General features: G+C 69.0%; 19 protein-coding genes. 10 read left to right on the top strand and 9 right to left on the bottom strand.

All coding sequences use genetic code 11. The features are described 5' to 3' along the window. Positions 1 to 54 precede the first annotated feature (54 nt). The gene (phr, locus tag ABXG85_RS01690; RefSeq protein ID WP_353512000.1) at positions 55 to 1,311 is read right to left on the bottom strand and encodes a deoxyribodipyrimidine photo-lyase; all 1,257 of its coding nucleotides are present in this window, start codon (positions 1,309 to 1,311) and stop codon (positions 55 to 57) included. Then, positions 1,311 to 2,141, bottom strand: a complete 831-nt coding sequence (locus ABXG85_RS01685; RefSeq protein WP_353511999.1) for a phytoene/squalene synthase family protein — start codon at positions 2,139 to 2,141, stop codon at positions 1,311 to 1,313. The genes phr and ABXG85_RS01685 overlap by 1 nt, the downstream gene beginning before the upstream one ends. 133 nt (positions 2,142 to 2,274) lie before the next feature. On the opposite strand from ABXG85_RS01685, the gene carH reads away from it, so the two are divergent. From carH to ABXG85_RS01665, 4 genes are read left to right on the top strand one after another with little or no spacing between them, the layout of a single operon-like run. Beyond that, positions 2,275 to 3,114, top strand: a complete 840-nt coding sequence (carH, locus tag ABXG85_RS01680) for an HTH-type transcriptional repressor CarH (protein WP_353511998.1) — start codon at positions 2,275 to 2,277, stop codon at positions 3,112 to 3,114. Continuing rightward, positions 3,111 to 3,698, top strand: a complete 588-nt coding sequence (gene ldrP, locus ABXG85_RS01675; protein WP_353511997.1) for a transcriptional regulator LdrP — start codon at positions 3,111 to 3,113, stop codon at positions 3,696 to 3,698. The genes carH and ldrP overlap by 4 nt, the downstream gene beginning before the upstream one ends. Further along, on the top strand, positions 3,698 to 4,561 hold the full coding sequence (locus ABXG85_RS01670) for a complex I NDUFA9 subunit family protein (RefSeq protein WP_353511996.1): 864 nt from the start codon (positions 3,698 to 3,700) through the stop codon (positions 4,559 to 4,561). The genes ldrP and ABXG85_RS01670 overlap by 1 nt, the downstream gene beginning before the upstream one ends. Positions 4,562 to 4,609: 48 nt before the next feature. Then, complete coding sequence (locus ABXG85_RS01665) at positions 4,610 to 5,551, top strand: tyrosine-type recombinase/integrase (protein ID WP_486401634.1); 942 nt, start codon at positions 4,610 to 4,612, stop codon at positions 5,549 to 5,551. Here the strand turns inward: ABXG85_RS01665 and ABXG85_RS01660 are convergent. From ABXG85_RS01660 to ABXG85_RS01635, 6 genes are read right to left on the bottom strand one after another with little or no spacing between them, the layout of a single operon-like run. Then, complete coding sequence (locus ABXG85_RS01660) at positions 5,548 to 6,309, bottom strand: SDR family oxidoreductase (RefSeq protein WP_353511994.1); 762 nt, start codon at positions 6,307 to 6,309, stop codon at positions 5,548 to 5,550. The two genes, ABXG85_RS01665 and ABXG85_RS01660, sit on opposite strands and share 4 nt — an antisense overlap. Continuing rightward, the gene (locus ABXG85_RS01655) at positions 6,309 to 7,913 is read right to left on the bottom strand and encodes a long-chain fatty acid--CoA ligase (protein WP_353511993.1); all 1,605 of its coding nucleotides are present in this window, start codon (positions 7,911 to 7,913) and stop codon (positions 6,309 to 6,311) included. The genes ABXG85_RS01660 and ABXG85_RS01655 overlap by 1 nt, the downstream gene beginning before the upstream one ends. Before the next feature lie 29 nt (positions 7,914 to 7,942). Continuing rightward, positions 7,943 to 8,296, bottom strand: coding sequence for a PaaI family thioesterase (locus ABXG85_RS01650; RefSeq protein ID WP_353511992.1), 354 nt, complete (start codon positions 8,294 to 8,296; stop codon positions 7,943 to 7,945). Beyond that, positions 8,293 to 8,739: a MaoC family dehydratase gene (locus ABXG85_RS01645; protein WP_353511991.1), complete on the bottom strand. Its 447-nt coding sequence runs from the start codon at positions 8,737 to 8,739 to the stop codon at positions 8,293 to 8,295. Before ABXG85_RS01645 ends, ABXG85_RS01650 begins: the two co-directional genes overlap by 4 nt. Before the next feature lie 13 nt (positions 8,740 to 8,752). Beyond that, a complete protein-coding gene (locus ABXG85_RS01640; protein ID WP_353511990.1) occupies positions 8,753 to 9,889 on the bottom strand; it encodes an acyl-CoA dehydrogenase family protein in 1,137 nt (378 codons plus the stop codon). Continuing rightward, positions 9,861 to 10,451, bottom strand: a complete 591-nt coding sequence (locus tag ABXG85_RS01635) for a TetR/AcrR family transcriptional regulator (RefSeq protein ID WP_353511989.1) — start codon at positions 10,449 to 10,451, stop codon at positions 9,861 to 9,863. Before ABXG85_RS01635 ends, ABXG85_RS01640 begins: the two co-directional genes overlap by 29 nt. A gap of 123 nt (positions 10,452 to 10,574) precedes the next feature. On the opposite strand from ABXG85_RS01635, the gene ABXG85_RS01630 reads away from it, so the two are divergent. The 6 genes from ABXG85_RS01630 to paaZ are packed head-to-tail and all read left to right on the top strand — an operon-like array spanning position 10,575 to position 15,839. Beyond that, positions 10,575 to 11,159: a TetR/AcrR family transcriptional regulator gene (locus ABXG85_RS01630; RefSeq protein ID WP_353511988.1), complete on the top strand. Its 585-nt coding sequence runs from the start codon at positions 10,575 to 10,577 to the stop codon at positions 11,157 to 11,159. After that, the gene (paaA, locus tag ABXG85_RS01625; protein WP_353511987.1) at positions 11,146 to 12,117 is read left to right on the top strand and encodes a 1,2-phenylacetyl-CoA epoxidase subunit PaaA; all 972 of its coding nucleotides are present in this window, start codon (positions 11,146 to 11,148) and stop codon (positions 12,115 to 12,117) included. The genes ABXG85_RS01630 and paaA overlap by 14 nt, the downstream gene beginning before the upstream one ends. Before the next feature lie 9 nt (positions 12,118 to 12,126). Continuing rightward, positions 12,127 to 12,645 carry a phenylacetic acid degradation protein gene (locus ABXG85_RS01620; protein WP_353511986.1) on the top strand — a complete coding sequence of 173 codons (519 nt, stop codon included), beginning with the start codon at positions 12,127 to 12,129 and terminating at the stop codon, positions 12,643 to 12,645. After that, positions 12,635 to 13,396, top strand: coding sequence for a 1,2-phenylacetyl-CoA epoxidase subunit PaaC (paaC, locus tag ABXG85_RS01615; protein WP_353511985.1), 762 nt, complete (start codon positions 12,635 to 12,637; stop codon positions 13,394 to 13,396). Before ABXG85_RS01620 ends, paaC begins: the two co-directional genes overlap by 11 nt. After that, positions 13,390 to 13,845 (top strand): 1,2-phenylacetyl-CoA epoxidase subunit PaaD, encoded by a 456-nt coding sequence (gene paaD, locus ABXG85_RS01610; RefSeq protein WP_353511984.1) that lies wholly within the window; start codon positions 13,390 to 13,392, stop codon positions 13,843 to 13,845. The genes paaC and paaD overlap by 7 nt, the downstream gene beginning before the upstream one ends. A 2-nt stretch (positions 13,846 to 13,847) precedes the next feature. Then, positions 13,848 to 15,839: a phenylacetic acid degradation bifunctional protein PaaZ gene (gene paaZ, locus ABXG85_RS01605; RefSeq protein ID WP_353512065.1), complete on the top strand. Its 1,992-nt coding sequence runs from the start codon at positions 13,848 to 13,850 to the stop codon at positions 15,837 to 15,839. Here paaZ and ABXG85_RS01600 read toward each other — a convergent pair. Next, a complete protein-coding gene (locus tag ABXG85_RS01600) occupies positions 15,833 to 16,567 on the bottom strand; it encodes an SDR family NAD(P)-dependent oxidoreductase (protein ID WP_353511983.1) in 735 nt (244 codons plus the stop codon). The genes paaZ and ABXG85_RS01600 overlap by 7 nt on opposite strands. Between the last annotated feature and the right edge of the window lie 8 nt (positions 16,568 to 16,575).

The following is a 16,575-nucleotide window of genomic DNA, read 5'->3' as shown; positions in this document are numbered from 1 at the left end:
GGCTAGAGGATACCCGAGAAAACCCTCACCTTCCCCCGCCCAAGGTGCTCCAGGCTACCTTTTGGGGAGGGCCTGGGCCAGGGCCAGGTAGCGCCGCCTGGCCGCCTCGAGGTCCACCACGGGCTCCTTGGGGGCGTAGGAGGCGTACTCGGGGGCATAGCGGCGGAGCCAAGAGCCCCCGGGGTCGTGCCGCTCCCCCTGGGCCACCAGGTTGAAGAGGCGGAAGTAGGGCGCCGCATCCACCCCAAGCCCCCCAGCCCACTGCCAGCCCTGGAGGTTTTGCGCCGTGTCCCCGTCCAGGAGGAGGGCCTTGAAGGCGGCCTCCGCCTTTTGCCAGGGGAGGAGGAGGTACTTCACGGCGAACTGGGCCACGCACATCCGGGCCCGGTTGGAGAGGAAGCCCGTGGCCCGAAGCTCCCGCATGGCGGCGTCCACCAGGGGGACCCCCGTGCGCCCCTCCAGCCAGGCCTGGAAGAGGGCCTCGTCCCCGTTCCAGGGCAGGGCCTCCCAGCGGGGGTCCAGGGGCCTTTCCCGCATCCAGGGGAAGTGGTAGAGGAGGTGGTAGGAGAAGTCCCGCCAGATGAGCTCGTCCACCCACTTGGAGGCCCCCTGCCCGCCCCGCTTCAGCGCTTCCCAGGCGGCCAGGCGGGGGGAGAGGACCCCCAGGGCAAAGTAGGGGGAAAGCCTCGAGCCCCCCTCCCCGTCCAGGCGGTCCCGCGCCTCAGCGTAGCGGGGAAGCTTCTCCTCCAGGAAGGCGGCAAGCCTCGCCAAGGCCGCCTCCTCCCCGGCTGGGGGAAGCAGGACGTCGGAGGCCTCCTGCGGCACCTCCCCCTCCTCCGGGGCCTGCGGCAGGGCCTCGGGGGCGGGAAGGGGAGGGGAGAGGCCCCGGAAGTTCCGCCGGAAGGGGGAGTAGACCCGGTAGGCCCGGGGGAGGTCGGGGGGGATGAGGTGGGGGGCAGGGAGGAGGTGGAGGGGGACGTCCAGGGCCTCCCGCACCCGCTCGTCCCGGTGGCGGCCGTAGGGGGTGTAGCTCGCTAGGGCGTAGACGGCCCGGGCCCGTAGCCGCCTCGCCGCCTCGGGCACCTTTTCCCAAGGGAGCCCTTCCAGGACCCAAAGCGCCCCGCCCCGCTTCCGGTAGGCCTCCCGCAGGGCCCGCACGTTTTCCAGGAACCAGGCCCGGCGCCTTGGGGTGGTCTGGAGGTTGTTGGGGTCCAGGACCACCAGGCCCACCGCGGGGCCTTCCCCAAGGGCCTCGAGGAGGGCGGGGTGGTCGTGGAGGCGGAGGTCGCCCCGGTGCCAGACCAGGCGCATCACTCCCCCATCCGGGCCAGGCGGTAGGCCTCTGGGAGGAGCCAAAGCCGTTCCCAAGGCTTCAGGTGGGCCCTTTGCCAGAGGTTTCCGTAGTCCATCCGTTTGAGTTTATCCAGGATGCCCTGGTACTGCAGGGCGGCTAGGGCGATGGCCGCCCGCCCCACCCGGAGCTTGGGGATGCCCTTGAGCCCCTCCCGGTAGAGGGCGCGGGCCTGGGCCTCGAGGTGGGCCAGGAGGGCCCGGTAGCCGGGGGTGGCCCGGCGGGCGAAGAGGTCCTCGAGGGCCACCCCAAAGCGCTTGAGGAGGGTTTCCGGCAGGTAAACCCGGTTTAGGGCCAGGTCCTCCCCCACGTCCCGCAGGATGTTGGTGAGTTGCATGGCCTGCCCTAGGGCGATGGCCTCCCTTTCCGCCCCCTCCCCCCCGGTCACCGCCGCCATCATCCGCCCCACCGTGCCCCCCACCTGGTAGCAGTAGCGGAGGAGCTCCGCCTCGCTCCCGAGGCGCACGGGGCCCAGATCGGTGAGGAAGCCCTCCCTCATGTGGGAAAAGGCCTCGAAGGGGATGGCCCAGCGCTCCAAGGCCCAGGCGAGGCCCACCTCCCAGTCCGCCCGGGGCTGCCCCCCATAGGCCCGCTCCACCCCTTCCCACCAGGCGGCAAGGGCTTCCCTTCCGCCCCCAGGCCCGTCCACCGCCTCGTCCCCCAGGCGGCAGGCGGCGTAGATGGCCCAGGCCCCCCGCCTTTCCGCCTTGGGGAAGAGGAGGCTTCCCAGGTAGAAGGTGGCGGAATGGTCCCGGACCAGGCGTGCTAGGCGTTTCCAGTCAGGCTCCATAGGCGCTCGTGTGCATCCTAGTCTAGGGCGAGCGCAGGACTTTTGTCCCGGCCACACTCCGCAGGGCCATGGGGTGGGAACCCCAACCCGACATATACTTGACAAAACTTAGACATGCCTCTACGCTAAAGGCATGACCCGAAGCGGGGCGTACACCATCGCCGAGGTGGAGGCCATCACGGGCCTTTCCGCCCACGTCCTGCGCCAGTGGGAGCGCCGCTACGGCTTTCCCCGGCCCGAGCGCACCCCGGGGGGGCACCGCCTCTACCGCCAGGAGGAGGTGGAGGCCCTAAAGCGCATCCGCCGCCTCCTGGAGGAAGGGGCCACGCCCCAGGCCGCCATCCGGCGCGTCCTGGCGGAGACGGCCCGCCCCGAGGAGCTGGCGGGGGCGGTGAAGGAGGCCTTGCTCGCCGCCGACCTTCCCCAGGCGGAGGCCCTTTTCCGCCGGGGGGTGCGGCTTTTGGGCCCCGAGGGGGTGGTGCGGGAGGTGCTCGTGCCCGTTCTGCGGGAGATCGGCGAGGGCTGGCACCGGGGGGAGGTGTTCGTGTCCCAGGAACACCTGGCCTCCACCTTCCTCCGGGCCAGGCTCCAGGAGCTTTTGGACCTTTCGGGCTACCCTCAAGGCGCTCCCATCCTGGTCACCACGCCCCCGGGGGAGCGGCACGAGATTGGGGCCATGCTGGCCGCCTACCTCTTGCGCCGCCAGGGGCTTCCCGCCCTCTACCTGGGCCCCGATACCCCCCTGCCCGACCTCAAGGCCCTGGTCCAGGCCCTGGGGGCGCGGGGGGTGGTGCTTTCCGCCCTCCTCCCGGAAACCCTGCGGGCCCTGCCCGACGGGGCCTTGGTGGGAATCGCCCCCCATGTGGTGGTGGGCGGGGCTGGGGCCACGGCGGAGGAGGCCGGGCGGCTTGGGGCGCTTTACGTGGAGGACCTAGGGAGGCTTGCCCAGGTGTTTTGGGAGGAGGCAGCATGAAACGGATTGGCAGGAAGGAAGTCATCTACCTGGCGGGGGACCCCGCCAACACCCTGTACCGCTTGGAGTCGGGCTTGGTGCGCATCGTGGAGCTTCTCCCCGATGGCCGCACCCTCACCCTGCGCCACGTCCTCCCCGGGGACTACTTTGGGGAGGAGGCCTTGGAGGGCAAGCGCCACCGCTACGCCGCCGAGGCCATGACTGAGGCGGGGGTGCAGGGCTTTGACCCCAAGCGTATGGACCACGAGGCCCTGCACCAGGTGGCCCGCAACCTGGCCCGGCAGATGCGGCGGGTGCTGGCCTACGAAACCCACCTGCAGACGGGAGAGCTTCGCTCCCGCATCGCCCGCTACCTCCTCTTCCTGGCGGATACCCCCGCCTCCTTCCGGGACGAGGGCGGGCTCTACGTGACCGTGTCCCACGAGGAGATCGCCGACGCCACCGCCTCCACCCGGGAGTCCGTGTCCAAGCTCTTATCCGATATGCGGCGGGAAGGGCTCATCGCCACGGCCTACCGCAAGGTGTACCTCCTGGACCTGGAGGGCCTCGAGGCCCAGGCCCAGGGCGTTTTGGAAGCGGCCTGATGCGGGTCTTCGTGGTGGGCGGCACCGGGTTCGTGGGGCGGCACCTGGTGCGCCGCCTCCTCCAGGAGGGGCACACCCCCCTCGTCCTCGCCCGAAACTCCCGCCCCCTCCCCCCGGGGGCGGTTTTCGTCCCTGGGGACATCACCCAGGAGGTGCCGGACCTAAAGGGCGTGGAGGCGGCCATCTACCTGGCGGGGATCATCCGGGAACGAGGCCAGTCCTTCCAGGCGGTGCACGTGGAGGGGGTGAAAAACCTGCTCCTGGCCATGCGGGAAGGGGGAGTGGAGAGGCTTCTCCACATGTCCGCCCTAGGGGCGCGGCGGGGCACGGGAAGCCGCTACTACGAAACCAAGGCCGAGGCGGAGGAGCTGGTGCGGCAAAGCGGCCTAAAGTGGACCATCTTCCGCCCAAGCCTCATCTTCGGGCCCGGGGACGAGTTTTTCGGGAAGATCCTCCGGGGCCTGGTGTGCGCCCCCTTGCCCTTCGTGCCCCTCCTCGGGGATGGCCGCTTCCCCTTCCGCCCGGTGTACGTGGGGGACGTGGCGGAGGCCTTCGTCCTGGCCCTGGAACGGGGCCTTTTCGGCGCCCACGACCTGGTGGGGCCCAAAGAGTACACCTTCCGCCAGCTTTTGGAGCTGGTGATGCGGGCGGTGGGCCGCAAGAAGCCCTTCTTGCCCATACCCTTGGCCCTCATGGACCTCCTGGTGCCCCTCCTTTCCCCCTTACCCTTCGCCCCCATCACCCGTGACCAGTATGTAATGCTTAAAGAGGGCAACACCGCTTCTCCTTCGCCCGAGCTTATGGCGCTCCTGTCCAGGCCCCGGGAACTGGCTGAGGTTTTACCGGGTTACCTGCGATGCTAAGAAGTCAACCCATGGTAAGGGATTGTTCGCGAAAGGTACATTTCGCGCATATATAATGCCCCCATGGACCCCAGCGCCCCAACCCACGTTCTTTGGAAAACCCTAGGCGTTAAAAGCCCCGATAGCACCCTCCTTCCCCTTGCCCCCTATGCGGAGTACCTCCTCCTGGAACGGGGCTACTCCCCCCGGGGGGTGCGCCGCTACCTCCAGGACCTGGCCTTCTGGTTCCGCTTCCTCGAGGCCCAGGACCTCCCCCCGGGCCCCGAGGCGGTGCGGGCCCTTCTCCTGCAGGAGCGCTGGGCCCCCAGGCGGGTGCAGGGGTTTTTGGCCGCCCTGCGGAGCTACTACCGCTACCTGGCCCAGGTGCGGGGCGAGGCGGCGGAAGACCCCACGGAGGGCATCGGCCGGCCCAAGGCGGGCCGCAGGCTCCCCCTGCACCCGAGCCCCGAGGAGCTCAAGCGCTTCCTCGAGGCCTTTTCCCAGGAACAGGAAGCGGGGCTTCTCACCGCCTTGGCCCGCTTTCTCTACGGCACGGGCCTGCGCATCTCCGAAGCCTTGTCCCTTAAAGGGCGCAACGTGGTCCTGGAAGGGGGCCTGCCGGCGGCGGTGCGGGTGGTGGGCAAGGGCAACAAGGAAAGGCTGGTGCCCCTTTCCAAAACGGCCCGGGAAGTCCTTCGGGAGCTAGGCCCGCCCCAGGGAAATGTGCCCGTTTTCACGTTCTCCCAGGGGCGGCGCAAGGGCCGCGTCCCTTCCGCCCGCTACGTGGAGGCCAAGTTCCGGGAAGCCGCCCTGCGGGCGGGCCTGGACCCCCGGCGCTTCACCCCCCACAAGCTCCGCCACGCCTACGCCACCCTCTTGGTGGAGGTGGGGGTGGAGCTGGATGCGGTGAAGGACCTTTTGGGCCACGAGTCCATCGCCACCACCCAGATCTACCTCCACGCTTCCCGGGAGCGGCTCAAGGAGGCGGCCAGGAGGCTTCCTGATCTCTAAAGGGCCGTGGCCCCTCCGTCCACGGGCAACACCGCCCCCGTGATGTAGTCCGAGGCGGGGCTGGCCAGGAAGAGCACCGCTCCCCCAAGCTCCCCGGGCCTCCCCGCCCGGCCCAAGGGGAGGGTGGCCTTCAAAAGGGGCTCGGCTCGAGGGAGCACCTTTTCCGTCATGCGGGTGGGGAAAAAGCCCGGGGCCAGGGCGTTCACCCTAATGCCCCAGCGCCCCCACTTCACCGCCAAATCCCGCGTTAGGGCGATGAGGCCGCCCTTGGAGGCGGAGTAGCCCACGGCGTCCAGCACCTCGGGGTACTCCCCCTTGAGCCCCGCCACGGAGGCGATGTGGACGATCTTGCCGTAGCCCCGTTCCTTCATGCGCTTGGCGGCGGCGCGGCTCGCCAAAAAGGCCCCCACCAGGTTCACCTCCAAAACCTCCCGCACCTTTTCCACGGGCATCTCCAGGGAAGGCGCCCCCCAACTGATGCCGGCGGCGTTCACCAGGACGGTGAGGGGGCCGAGCTCCTCCTCCACCTGGGCGCAGATCTCCTCCAGGCGGGCCTCGTCCCGCACGTCCCCTTCCAGGTACAAGGCGTCTTCCCCCAGGTGCTTGCGGGCCTCCTCGAAGAAGCTGGCCCGCCTGGCCACCACCGCCACCTTGGCCCCCGCCTCCTTGAGGGCCAAAGCGGCCTCGAGGCCAAGCCCCCGGGAACCCCCCGTCACCAAGGCCGCTTTGCCGTCTAAGCGGAACTGCTCCAGAAACATCATTCCCCTCCGTAGTGGCCCTTGTACTGCTCCCGGAGGGCCCGCTTGAGGAACTTGCCCGCGCTCGTCCTAGGGATCTCCGCCACGAAGACGTAGGCGTCGGGAAGCTGCCACTTGGCGAAGCCCGCCTGGAGGAGGTGGGCGTTTAGCTCCTCCGGGCTTGGCGCCTCCCCCCGGGGCACCACCACCGCCAAGGGCCTTTCCTGCCAGCGGGGATGGGGGATGGCCACCACCGCCGCCTCCTTCACCTTGGGGTGGCCCATGAGGGCGTTTTCCAGGTCCACGCTGGAGATCCACTCCCCGCCCGACTTGATCAGGTCCTTGAGCCGGTCCTTGATCTCCACGTAGCCCTCCTCGTCCCAGACGGCCACGTCCCCGGTGTGGAACCAGCCGTCTTGGGTGAGGGCCCGCCCGCTCGCCTCCTCGTTGCGGTGGTAGCCCCGGGTGATCCAGGGGCCCTTGAGCTGGATCTCCCCCAGGCTCTTCCCGTCCTGGGGCACGGGGCGGCCCTCCTCGTCCGCAACCCTCAAGCGCACCAAGGGGATGGGCAGGCCGGTCTTGGCCTTGAGGGTGAGCTTCTCCTCTTCCGGGAGGCTTTCCAGGTGGCTCTTGAGGAAGTTCTGCACCACCACCGGGGAGGTCTCCGTGAGGCCGTAGCCCTGGCGCACCTCTATCCCCATCCGCTCCAAGCGGGCGATGAGGCTCTTGGGCGCGGCGCTTCCCCCCACCACTAGGCGCTTTAGGGTCCTTAGGCGGTGGCCCGTGGCCTCCAGGTGGTCCGCCAGGGCCAGCCACACCGTGGGCACCCCGGCGGTGAAGGTGACCCCTTCCCCCTCAAAGAGCTCCACCAAGGAGGCGGGGTCCAAGCGGGGCCCGGGCAGCACCTGCTTGGCCCCCACCAGGGTGGCGGCGTAGGGCAGGCACCAGGCGTTCACGTGGAACATGGGGACCACGGGAAGCACCACGTCCCTTTCCGAAAGGGCGGTGCCGTCCACGAGGCTCGCCGCCAGGGAGTGGAGGACGAGGGCCCTATGGCTATAGACCACCCCCTTGGGCAGGCCCGTGGTGCCGGTGGTGTAGGCCATGCCGCAGGCGGCCCGCTCGGGTACCCGGTGGGGCTCCGCCTCCTCCGCCAAGAGCTCCTCGTAGGCCAGGTAGCCCTCGGGGGCCTCTTGGTCCATCACCACGAAGTGCGCCACGGTTTGGAGCTCCGGCCGGATGGCCTCCACCAGGGGCAGGAGGTGCGGGTCAAAGAGGAGGACCTTGTCCTCGGCGTGGTTCAGGATGTAGGCGATCTCCTTGGGGCTTAAGCGGGGGTTAGCCGTGTGGAGGACGGCCCCCATGCCGGGCACGGCGAAGTAGGCCTCGAGGTGGCGGAAGTGGTTGAACCCCAGGGTGGCCACCCGGTCCCCCTCCCCCACCCCCAGGGCCCTCAGCCCCCCCATGAGGCGCTTCGCCCGGCGGTACACCTCGGCGTAGGTGGTGCGGTGGACCTCCCCGGTGTGGAGGCGGGAAACCACCTCCTTCTTCCCAAAAAGGGCCGCCGCCCTTTCCAGAAAGTCCCAAAGGTTGAGCTCCTCGTCCATCATGGTGCTCGGGAACATGGGTTCCTCCTTTTAGACCCAGTATAGCCCTAGCCCACCCGGTAGAAGACCCCCTTGGCGAAGGCCACCCGCTTCCCCTCCAGGAGGGCCTCCCCGGCGGCGTGGAGGAGGTGGAGCCCGGGGTGGACCACCCATCCCCGGGCGAGGAGCACCCCCTCCCGCACGGGCCGCAGGTAGCTTATGGCAAGCTCCGCCGTCACCCCCTTCACCCCCAGGCTTTCCACCGCCTGGCCCAAGGCGCTATCCAAAAGCGCCGCCAGGATCCCCCCGTGCACCAGGCCCTGGCCCTGGAGGAACTCCTCCCGCACCGAAAGGCGGAGCTCCGCCTCGCCGCCCTCTTTCCTCAGGACCTCGGCCTGGAACCAGCGGGCAAAGGGGCTCAAGCCGGCCTCCGCCGCACCAGGGTCACGAACTCCCCCTCCTGCACCACCTCGTTCCGCTGGTTGTAGACCCTCACCCTTTGCACCAGGATGCCCCGGTCGGGCTTGGAGGTCTCCCGCTTCTCCAGGATCTCGCTTTCCCCCCGCACCGTGTCCCCGATGAAGACGGGCTTTAGGAACTTGTAGCTCCGGATCTCCATCCAGGCGATCACGGTACCTTCGAAGTGGCCCGAGCGTTGCCTGAGCCCTGTGAGCATGGAAAGCACCAGAAGCCCGTGGGCGATGCGCTGGCCAAAGGGGGTTTCCTTGGCGAACTCGGCGTCGGTGTGAATGGGGTTATAGTCCCCGGAGACCCCGGCGAAGTTCACCACGTCCGCCTCGGTGACGGTGCGGGCAGGGGTGGTGAAGCGCTGGCCGACCTGGAAGTCCTCGAAGTACATGGGCATGGCGCGCCTCCTTTCAAGCGAAGGCCCGAACCCCCGTGAGGTGGGCCCCGATGATGAGCTTCTGCACCTCGCTGGTCCCCTCGTACAGGGTGAGGATCCGGGCGTCCCGGTAAAGCCTTGCCACCTCGTACTCCTCAAAGAAGCCGTAGCCGCCGTGCACCTGGATGGCCCGGTAAGCCACCCGGTTGGCGGCCTCGGAGGCGTGGAGCTTGGCCAGGCTGGCCTCGAGGGTGTAGGGCTCCCCCTTGACCTTTTTCCAGGCCGCCTGGTAGGTGAGGAGCCTCGAGGCCTCCAAATCCAGCTTCATCTCCGCCAAGTGCTCCTGGATGAGCTGGAAGCTGGCGATGGGCCGGCCGAACTGCCGCCTTTCCCTTACGTAATTGAGGGAGAGGTCCAAGGCCCGCCGCATAAGCCCCACCGCTCCCGCCGCCAAGGAGATGCGGCCTGTGTCCAGGGTGGAAAGGGCGATCTTGAAGCCCTCCCCCTCCCGCCCCAAGACCCTTTCCTTCGGCACCCGCACCCCGTCCAGGAACACCATCCCGGTATCCGCCGCCTTCAGGCCGAGCTTTCCCTTCAAGGGGCTTGTCCTCACCCCGTCTTGCCGCTCCACCAGGAAACAGGTGATGCCCTTGGCCCCCTGTTCCGGGTCCGTTTTGGCGAAGACGAGGAAGACCTCTGCCACGTTGCCGTGGGAAATGAAGGTTTTCTGGCCCTCCAGCACGTAGTGGTCGCCCTCCCGGTAGGCCCGGGTGCGGAGGCTTGCCGCATCCGAGCCCGCCTCAGGCTCGGTGAGGCCGAAGGCGCCCAGGATCTCCCCCCGGGCCAAACGGGGCACGTACCTTGCCTTTTGCGCCTCCGTCCCGTAGGTGAGGAGAGGGGTGAGAACCAGGCTTTGCTGCACGGAGAGGATGGAGCGCAAGGAGGCGTAGCCCCCCATCTCCTCCAAAAGGGCCAGGTAGGCAAAGAAGTCTAGCCCCGCCCCGCCCAGCGCCTCGGGGACGAAAACGCCCAGGAAGCCAAGCTGCCCCATGCGTTCCACCAAGGGCCAAGGGAAGGCCTCCTGTTCCTCGTATTGCTTCAGGAGGGGCGCCGCCTCCTGCAGGAAGCGGCGCGCCACCTCTCTAAGCTCCTTGTGCTCTGGGATCTCCATCCTTCAACCCCCTAAGGATGAGCTCGTGGTACGCTTGGGCGAACTCCACCGCCCGCTTGGGGCCGCCGGGGCGGAACCAGCGGATCATCCAGTTGAGAAGAGAAAGGACCGCCCGCCCCGCCAGGGCCACGTCCACCGGGCGGAAGGCGCCCGTTTCCACCCCCCGCCGGAGGAGGGTCCGCAGGTTTTCCTCGTGTTGGTCGCGAAGGGTAAGGGTGGCCGCCCGGTTTTCCGGGGAAAGGCTTTGGATGCCTTGGAGCATGGTGACAAAGAAGGAATAGTTCTCCTCAAAGTAGCGGGCGTGGGCCTCCATGAAGCGGAGAAGGGCCTCCTCCGGGTCCGGGTAGGCCAGGGCCTCCTCTCCCGCCCGCACCAGGCCCTCGAGGGCCTGTAGGCTGATGGCCAAAAGGATCTCCTCCTTGCTCCGGAAGTGGTGGTAGAGCGCCGCCTTGGAAAGGCCCAGGGCCTGGGCGATGTCCTGGACGCTGGTGGCCTCGTAGCCCTTCTCCGTGAAGAGCTTGGCGGCCTCCTCGAGGATGCGGTCCTTGGTAGGGGTCACCATAGCTCACCGACCGGTCGGTAAGTACACCCTATACCCGTCGCCCCCAAGTGTCAAGGGAGAAGGTGAGCCAGGACACTTGTCCCTTCGCCCCAGGTGTGCGAAACTAACAAACGATCGTTAGCCATGGAGCGTCGGGACGAGATCCTCCACGTGGCCGGAACCCTCTTCAGCCAGCGAGGCTACCACGCCACCAGCATGCGGGAACTCGCCCGCCACCTGAACCTGCAAGGGGGAAGCCTCTACGCCCACATCCAGTCCAAGGAGGAGATCCTCCTGGAGGTGGTCCGCCAGGCGGCCCAGCGCTTCCTCGCCGTTTTGGAGAGCCTTCCCCCAGGTGGCCCCGTGGAGCGGGCGAAGGCCTTGGTGAAAGGCCACCTCCGGGTCATCGCCGAGGAGCTTCCCCGGGCCACGGTCTTCTTCCACGAGTGGAAGCACCTCTCCCCTCCCCTTCTGGAGGAGGCCAAGGCCCTGAGGCGCCGCTACGAGGAGGGGGTGCAAGGGGTGATCCAAGAGGGGGTGGAGAAGGGCGTCTTCCGCGTGGAGAACGTGCGCCTCGCCACCCTCTTCGTCCTTTCGGCCCTCAACTGGACCTACCAGTGGTACAGGCCCGATGGGCCGCTTTCCCTGGAGGAGCTTGCGGAAGCTTACGCCGGGCTCGTGCTTCGGGCTCTTGGCGTGGAGGAAGGAGGCGCGGATGGTGAAGCTTAGGATCGGCTACCCGGAGGACCCAGACTACCCGGAAAGGCTTGCGGAGTTTGAGGCCAGGATCGCCCGGGGGGAGAAGATCGAGCCCGGGGACTGGATGCCGGCGGAGTACCGCAGGCAGCTTGTCCGCATGATCTCCCAGCACGCCCACAGCGAGTGGGTGGGCATGCTCCCCGAAGGCGCCTGGATCACCCGGGCCCCTTCCCTGAGGCGCAAGCTCATCCTCCTGGCCAAGGTGCAGGACGAGGCGGGGCACGGCCAGTACCTTTACCACGCCGCAGAAACCCTCGGGGTGACCCGGGAGGAGATGGTGGAGGCCCTGCTAGCGGGGCAGGCCAAGTACTCCAACATCTTCAACTACCCCACCCTCACCTGGGCCGACGTGGGCATCATCGGCTGGCTGGTGGACGGCATGGCCATCAAGAACCAGACCATGCTGGCCCAGTGCTCCTACGGGCCCTACTCCCGGGCCATGGTGCGCATCTGCGCCGAGGAGACCTTCCACCACAAGCAGGGCAAGGAGGCGGTCCTCCTCTACGCCAAGGGGTCCCGGAAGCAGCGGCAGATGGTCCAGGATGCCCTAAACCGCTGGTGGTGGCCTACCCTGATGATGGCCGGGCCCCACGACACCGACTCCCCCCATACCCCCCTCCTCCTGCGCTGGGGCATCAAGACCAAGACCAACGACCAGATCCGCCAGGAGTTCCTGAACGAGCACGTGCCGGAGCTCCTCGAGGCGGGGCTTATCCCCCCCGACCCCGAGCTCCGCTACGACGAGAAGACGGGGAACTGGGTCCACGGCCCCATCCCCTGGGACGAGTTCTGGAAGGTGATCCAAGGGGAAGGCCCCATGAACCGCCACCGCCTGTTGGCCAGGCAACGGGCGCACGAGGAAGGGCGCTGGGTACGGGAGGCCATGGAGGCCCACGCCAAGCGCCGCTTGGCCCAGGCGGCGGACTAGGAGGGAGCCATGTGGGGAACGGAGTGGCCCCGCTACGAGGTCATCAAGCAGGACACCCCCAAAAGCCCGCCCCAGATGGTGGGCTCGGTGCACGCCACCGACCCCGAGCACGCCCTCCTTTTGGCCCGGCACGTCTTCGTGCGTCGGCCTTCCGCCTACGCCCTCTTCGTGGCCCCGGCGGAGGCCTTCTTCCACCTGACGCAGGAGGGCCTGAAGGGCCCCTGGCCCGAGGAGGTGGGGCCGGAGGAGGCCTACTGGGTTTTCGCCAAGCGGAGCCACCGCCGGAGCATGGTCTATGGCGACCTGGTGGGCCGCTTCCTGGCCAAGGGCCCGGCCTCGGCCATTAAAGAGGCGCTCCTCCACGCCCAAGGGGTGGCCTTCTGGACGGTGCCGGAGCGGCTGGTGGTGGGGACGGAGCCCAAGGAGGAAGTGATCGAAAGCTGGTTCGCCCCGGCCAAGGACAAGACCTACCGCTTGCAGAGCTACTACGGCCTCATCACCGCCAAGGAGGTGGAGGATGCCCCTTGACCCGTGCCTCAAGGAAGCCCTGGTGGCCAAGCTCACGGCCCTGGCCGACGACGAGGTGGTGCTGGCCCAGCGCCTGTCCGAGTGGGTGGCCCATGCGCCCATCCTCGAGGAGGACATCGCCATCGCCAACCTGGCCCAGGACGAGCTGGGCCACGCCAAGCTCTACCTGGAGCTCCGCCAGGAGCTGGACGGGGCCGACCCTGACCGGCTCGTCTTCTTCCGCGACCCCCTGGAGTACCAAAACGCCGTCTTGGTGGAGCTGCCCAAGGGGGACTGGGCCTTTACCCTGGTGCGGCAGTACCTCTTCGACGCCTACGAGAACCTCTGGCTCCAGGCGGCGGAAAGGAGCACCTACGAGCCCCTGGCCGAGGTGGCCCGCCGCATCCGCAAGGAGGAGCGCTTCCACTTGAGGCACACCGCCCTTTGGGTGGAGCGCCTGGGCCAGGGCACCGAGGAGAGCCACCGCCGGGCCCAGGCGGCCTTAGACCTCCTCTTCCCCTACGCCAGGCAGCTGTTCGTCCCCCTCCCGGAGGAGGAGGCTTTGGTGGAGGCGGGGGTGGTGCCGGACCTGAAGGCCCTGGAGGCCCCTTACCTGGAGGAGGTCACCCGCCACCTGGAGCGCTCGGGGCTCAAGCCCCCCCAGGGGGGCTACGTGCCCAAAAGCCGGAAGGAGCACACGGAGTACCTATGGTCGCTTCTAGCGGAGATGCAGTCCGTGGCCCGTTGGGACCCGGAGGCCAAGGCGTGGTAGACCGCTACTGGGAGGCCCTAAAGGGGGTCAAGGACCCCGAGATCCCCGTCCTCAACATCGTGGAGATGGGGATGGTCCTCTCCCTCGAGGCCGAGGGGAACTGGGTCCGGGTGCGCTTCCGCCCCACCTTCTCCGGCTGCCCCGCCCTAAAGCTCATCCGGGAGGAGATGGTGCGGGCTCTGAAGAAGGCGGGGGCGGAGGCGGTGGAGGTGGAGGAGGCCCGCACCCCTTGGTCCACGGAGGCCATGGCGGAGGAGGCCAAGGAGAAGCTGGCCGCCTACGGCATCGCCCCGCCCCTGCCCCTCCCCATGGCCCACCAGGACCCCCCTTGCCCCCGGTGCGGCAGCCGGGAGGTGGCCCTTAAAAACGCCTTCGGGGCTACCCTCTGCAAGATGCTCTACCAGTGCGGCGCCTGCGGCGAGGTGTTCGAGGCCTTTAAGGCGGTGTGAGGATGAAGCTCCAAAGCTACCTTCTAGGCGCATGGCGGGAAGGCGAAGGCGAGGGCGTCCCCATCCGGGACGCCGCCACGGGCGAGGAGCTGGCTCGGGTCACGGCGGAGGGGCTTCCCCTCAAGGAGGCCATCGCCCACGGCCGGGAGGTGGGGGGGAAGGCCCTTTTGGCCCTGGGCTTCCCGGAGCGGGGAAGGCGGCTTAGGGCCTTGGCCCAGTACCTCTCGGAGCGCAAGGAGGCCCTTTACCGCCTCTACGCCACTACCGGGGGCACAAGGCGGGATGCGTGGTACGACGTGGACGGGGGCATCGGGGTTCTCTACGCCTACGCCAGCCTGGCCCGCCACCTGCCCGAGGGCAACCTCCTCCCGGAGGAGGAGTACCTCCCCCTTTCCAAGGACCTTTCCTTCCAGGGGCGGCACGTCCTCGGGCCCAAGGGCGGGGTGACCCTCCAGGTGAACGCCTTCAACTTCCCCGTCTGGGGGCTCCTGGAGAAGTTCGCCCCCGCTTTCCTAGCCGGGGTTCCCACCCTGGCCAAACCCGCCACCCCCACGGCCCACGTGGCCGAGGCCCTGGCCCGGATGATGCTGGAGTCGGGCCTCCTCCCCGAGGGGAGCTTCCAGTTCGTGGCGGGGGGCCTGGGGAACGCCCTGGACGCCTTGGACCACCGGGACAGCCTCTACTTCACCGGCTCCAAGGCCACGGCGGACCGCATCCGGCGCCACCCCGCCTTCCTGGAGCGGGGAGCCTACTTCAACGCCGAAACCGACTCCCTGAACGCCGCCGTCCTGGGGGAAGGGGCGGGGGAGGAGGAGCTGTTGCGCCTGGCGGAGGAGATCGCCCAGGAGCTCACCCTCAAGACCGGGCAGCGCTGCACCGCCATCCGCCGGGTCCTGGTGCCCGAAAGGCGGCTTGGGGACCTCCTCGAGGCCACCAAGGCCCGCCTTGCCCCCCTGCGCCTGGGCGACCCCCGGGAGGAGGGCGTGGACCTGGGCCCCCTGGCCTCCCTAGCCCAGAAGGAGGAGGTGGAAGGGGCGGTGGCGGCTCTCCGCCGGGCGGGGGCCGAGGTCTACTGGCAGCACGAAGGCCGGAGGGACGGGGCCTTCTTCCCCCCCACCCTCCTCCTGGCCCAAGACCCCTTCGCCCCCACGCTGCACCAGGTGGAGCCCTTTGGGCCCGTGGCCACCTTCTTCCCCTACCGCACCCGGGAGGAGGCCTTGGACCTGGCCCGGCTCGGCGGGGGCATGCTGGTAGCCACCCTGGCCACCCTGGACCTCGAGGAGGCCCGCTTCTGGCTTTGGGGGCTTTCGGGGGAGGTGGGCCGGCTCCACCTCCTCAACCGCCGCGACGCCCACGCCTCCACGGGCCACGGCTCCCCCCTGCCCCGCCTCCTCCACGGGGGGCCGGGCCGGGCGGGGGGCGGGGAGGAGCTCGGGGGGCTCCTTTCCGTGAAGCGCCACCTGGCCCGCCTCGCCCTCCAGGGCGACCCCCATACCCTCCAGTCCCTCCTCTCGGAGTACGCCAAGGGGGCGGAAACCCCCGCCCAGGTCCACCCCTTCCGGAAGTTCTACGAGGAGCTCCAGGTGGGGGAAACCCTCACCACCCACCGCCGCACCGTCACCGAGGCGGACATCGCCTTCTTCGCCCACCTCTCCTGGGACCACTTCTACGCCCACACGGACGAGCTGGCCGCCCAAAAGAGCCTCTTCGGGAAGCGGGTGGCCCACGGGTACTTCGTCCTGGCCGCCGCCGCCGGGCTCTTCGTGGACCCCGCCCCGGGGCCCGTCCTGGCCAACTACGGCCTGGAGGGCCTCCGCTTCACCGAGCCCGTGGCCGCAGGGGACACCCTCCAGGCCCGCCTCACGGTGAAGGCCAAGCGCCCCCGGGACGAGAAGACGGGGGTGGTGGAGTGGGCGGTGGAGGTGGTGAACCAGGAGGGCAAGACCGTGGCCAGCTACACCCTCCTCACCCTGGTGGCACGGAGGCCTCAGTAGGCGAGGAACCCCCCGTCCACCACCACCGCCTGCCCCGTGAGGTACTCCGCCTCCTCCCCGCAGAGGACCGCCGCCACCCGGGCGATCTCCTCGGGCTTGGCCCAGCGGCCCAGGGGGATGCGGGCGGTGATGGGGCCGAAGAGCTCAGGGTTCTGCCGCACAGGCAGGGTGAAGTCCGTCTCCACGTACCCGGGGCAGAGGAGGTTCACCCGGATCCCCAAGGGAGCCCACTCCTTGGCCAGGGCCCGGGTAAGGCCCAGGAGGGCGGTCTTGGCCGTGGTGTAGGCGGGGATGGGCACCGGCCCCCCGGCGGTGAAGGTGGTCACGGAGCCCAGGAAGAGGACCCGCCCCCAGCCCGCCCGGGCCATATGGGGAGCTGCGGCCTTGGCTAGGAGGAAGGCCGCGTCCAGGTGGAGGTAGAGGACGCGGCGCCACTCCTCGTAGGAGAGCTCCAGGGCGGGCTTGCGCACGTTTACCGCCGCAGCGTGGACCAGGACGTGAAGCCCCCCCATAACCTCCGCCGCCCGCCCCACCAAGGCCTCGAGGTCCTCCCGCTCCAGGTCTACGGCCAAGGCGTGGGCGGGAAGCCCCTCCGCCTGCCAGGCCGTCACCGCCTCCTGGGGATGGCGGCTTGCGATGGCCACCCGGAAACCCCGCCGCAACAAGGCCTCGGCGATGGCCCGGCCAATGCCCCGGCTACCTCCCGTTACCAGCGCAGCGCGTTGCATGCGTACCT

Origin of the sequence: Thermus sp. LT1-2-5, assembly GCF_040363165.1 — a bacterium.
In the GTDB taxonomy this organism is placed as follows: domain Bacteria; phylum Deinococcota; class Deinococci; order Deinococcales; family Thermaceae; genus Thermus.
Note: the sequence above shows the minus strand (reverse complement) of the source record. Positions and strands in the feature narration are given on the sequence as shown.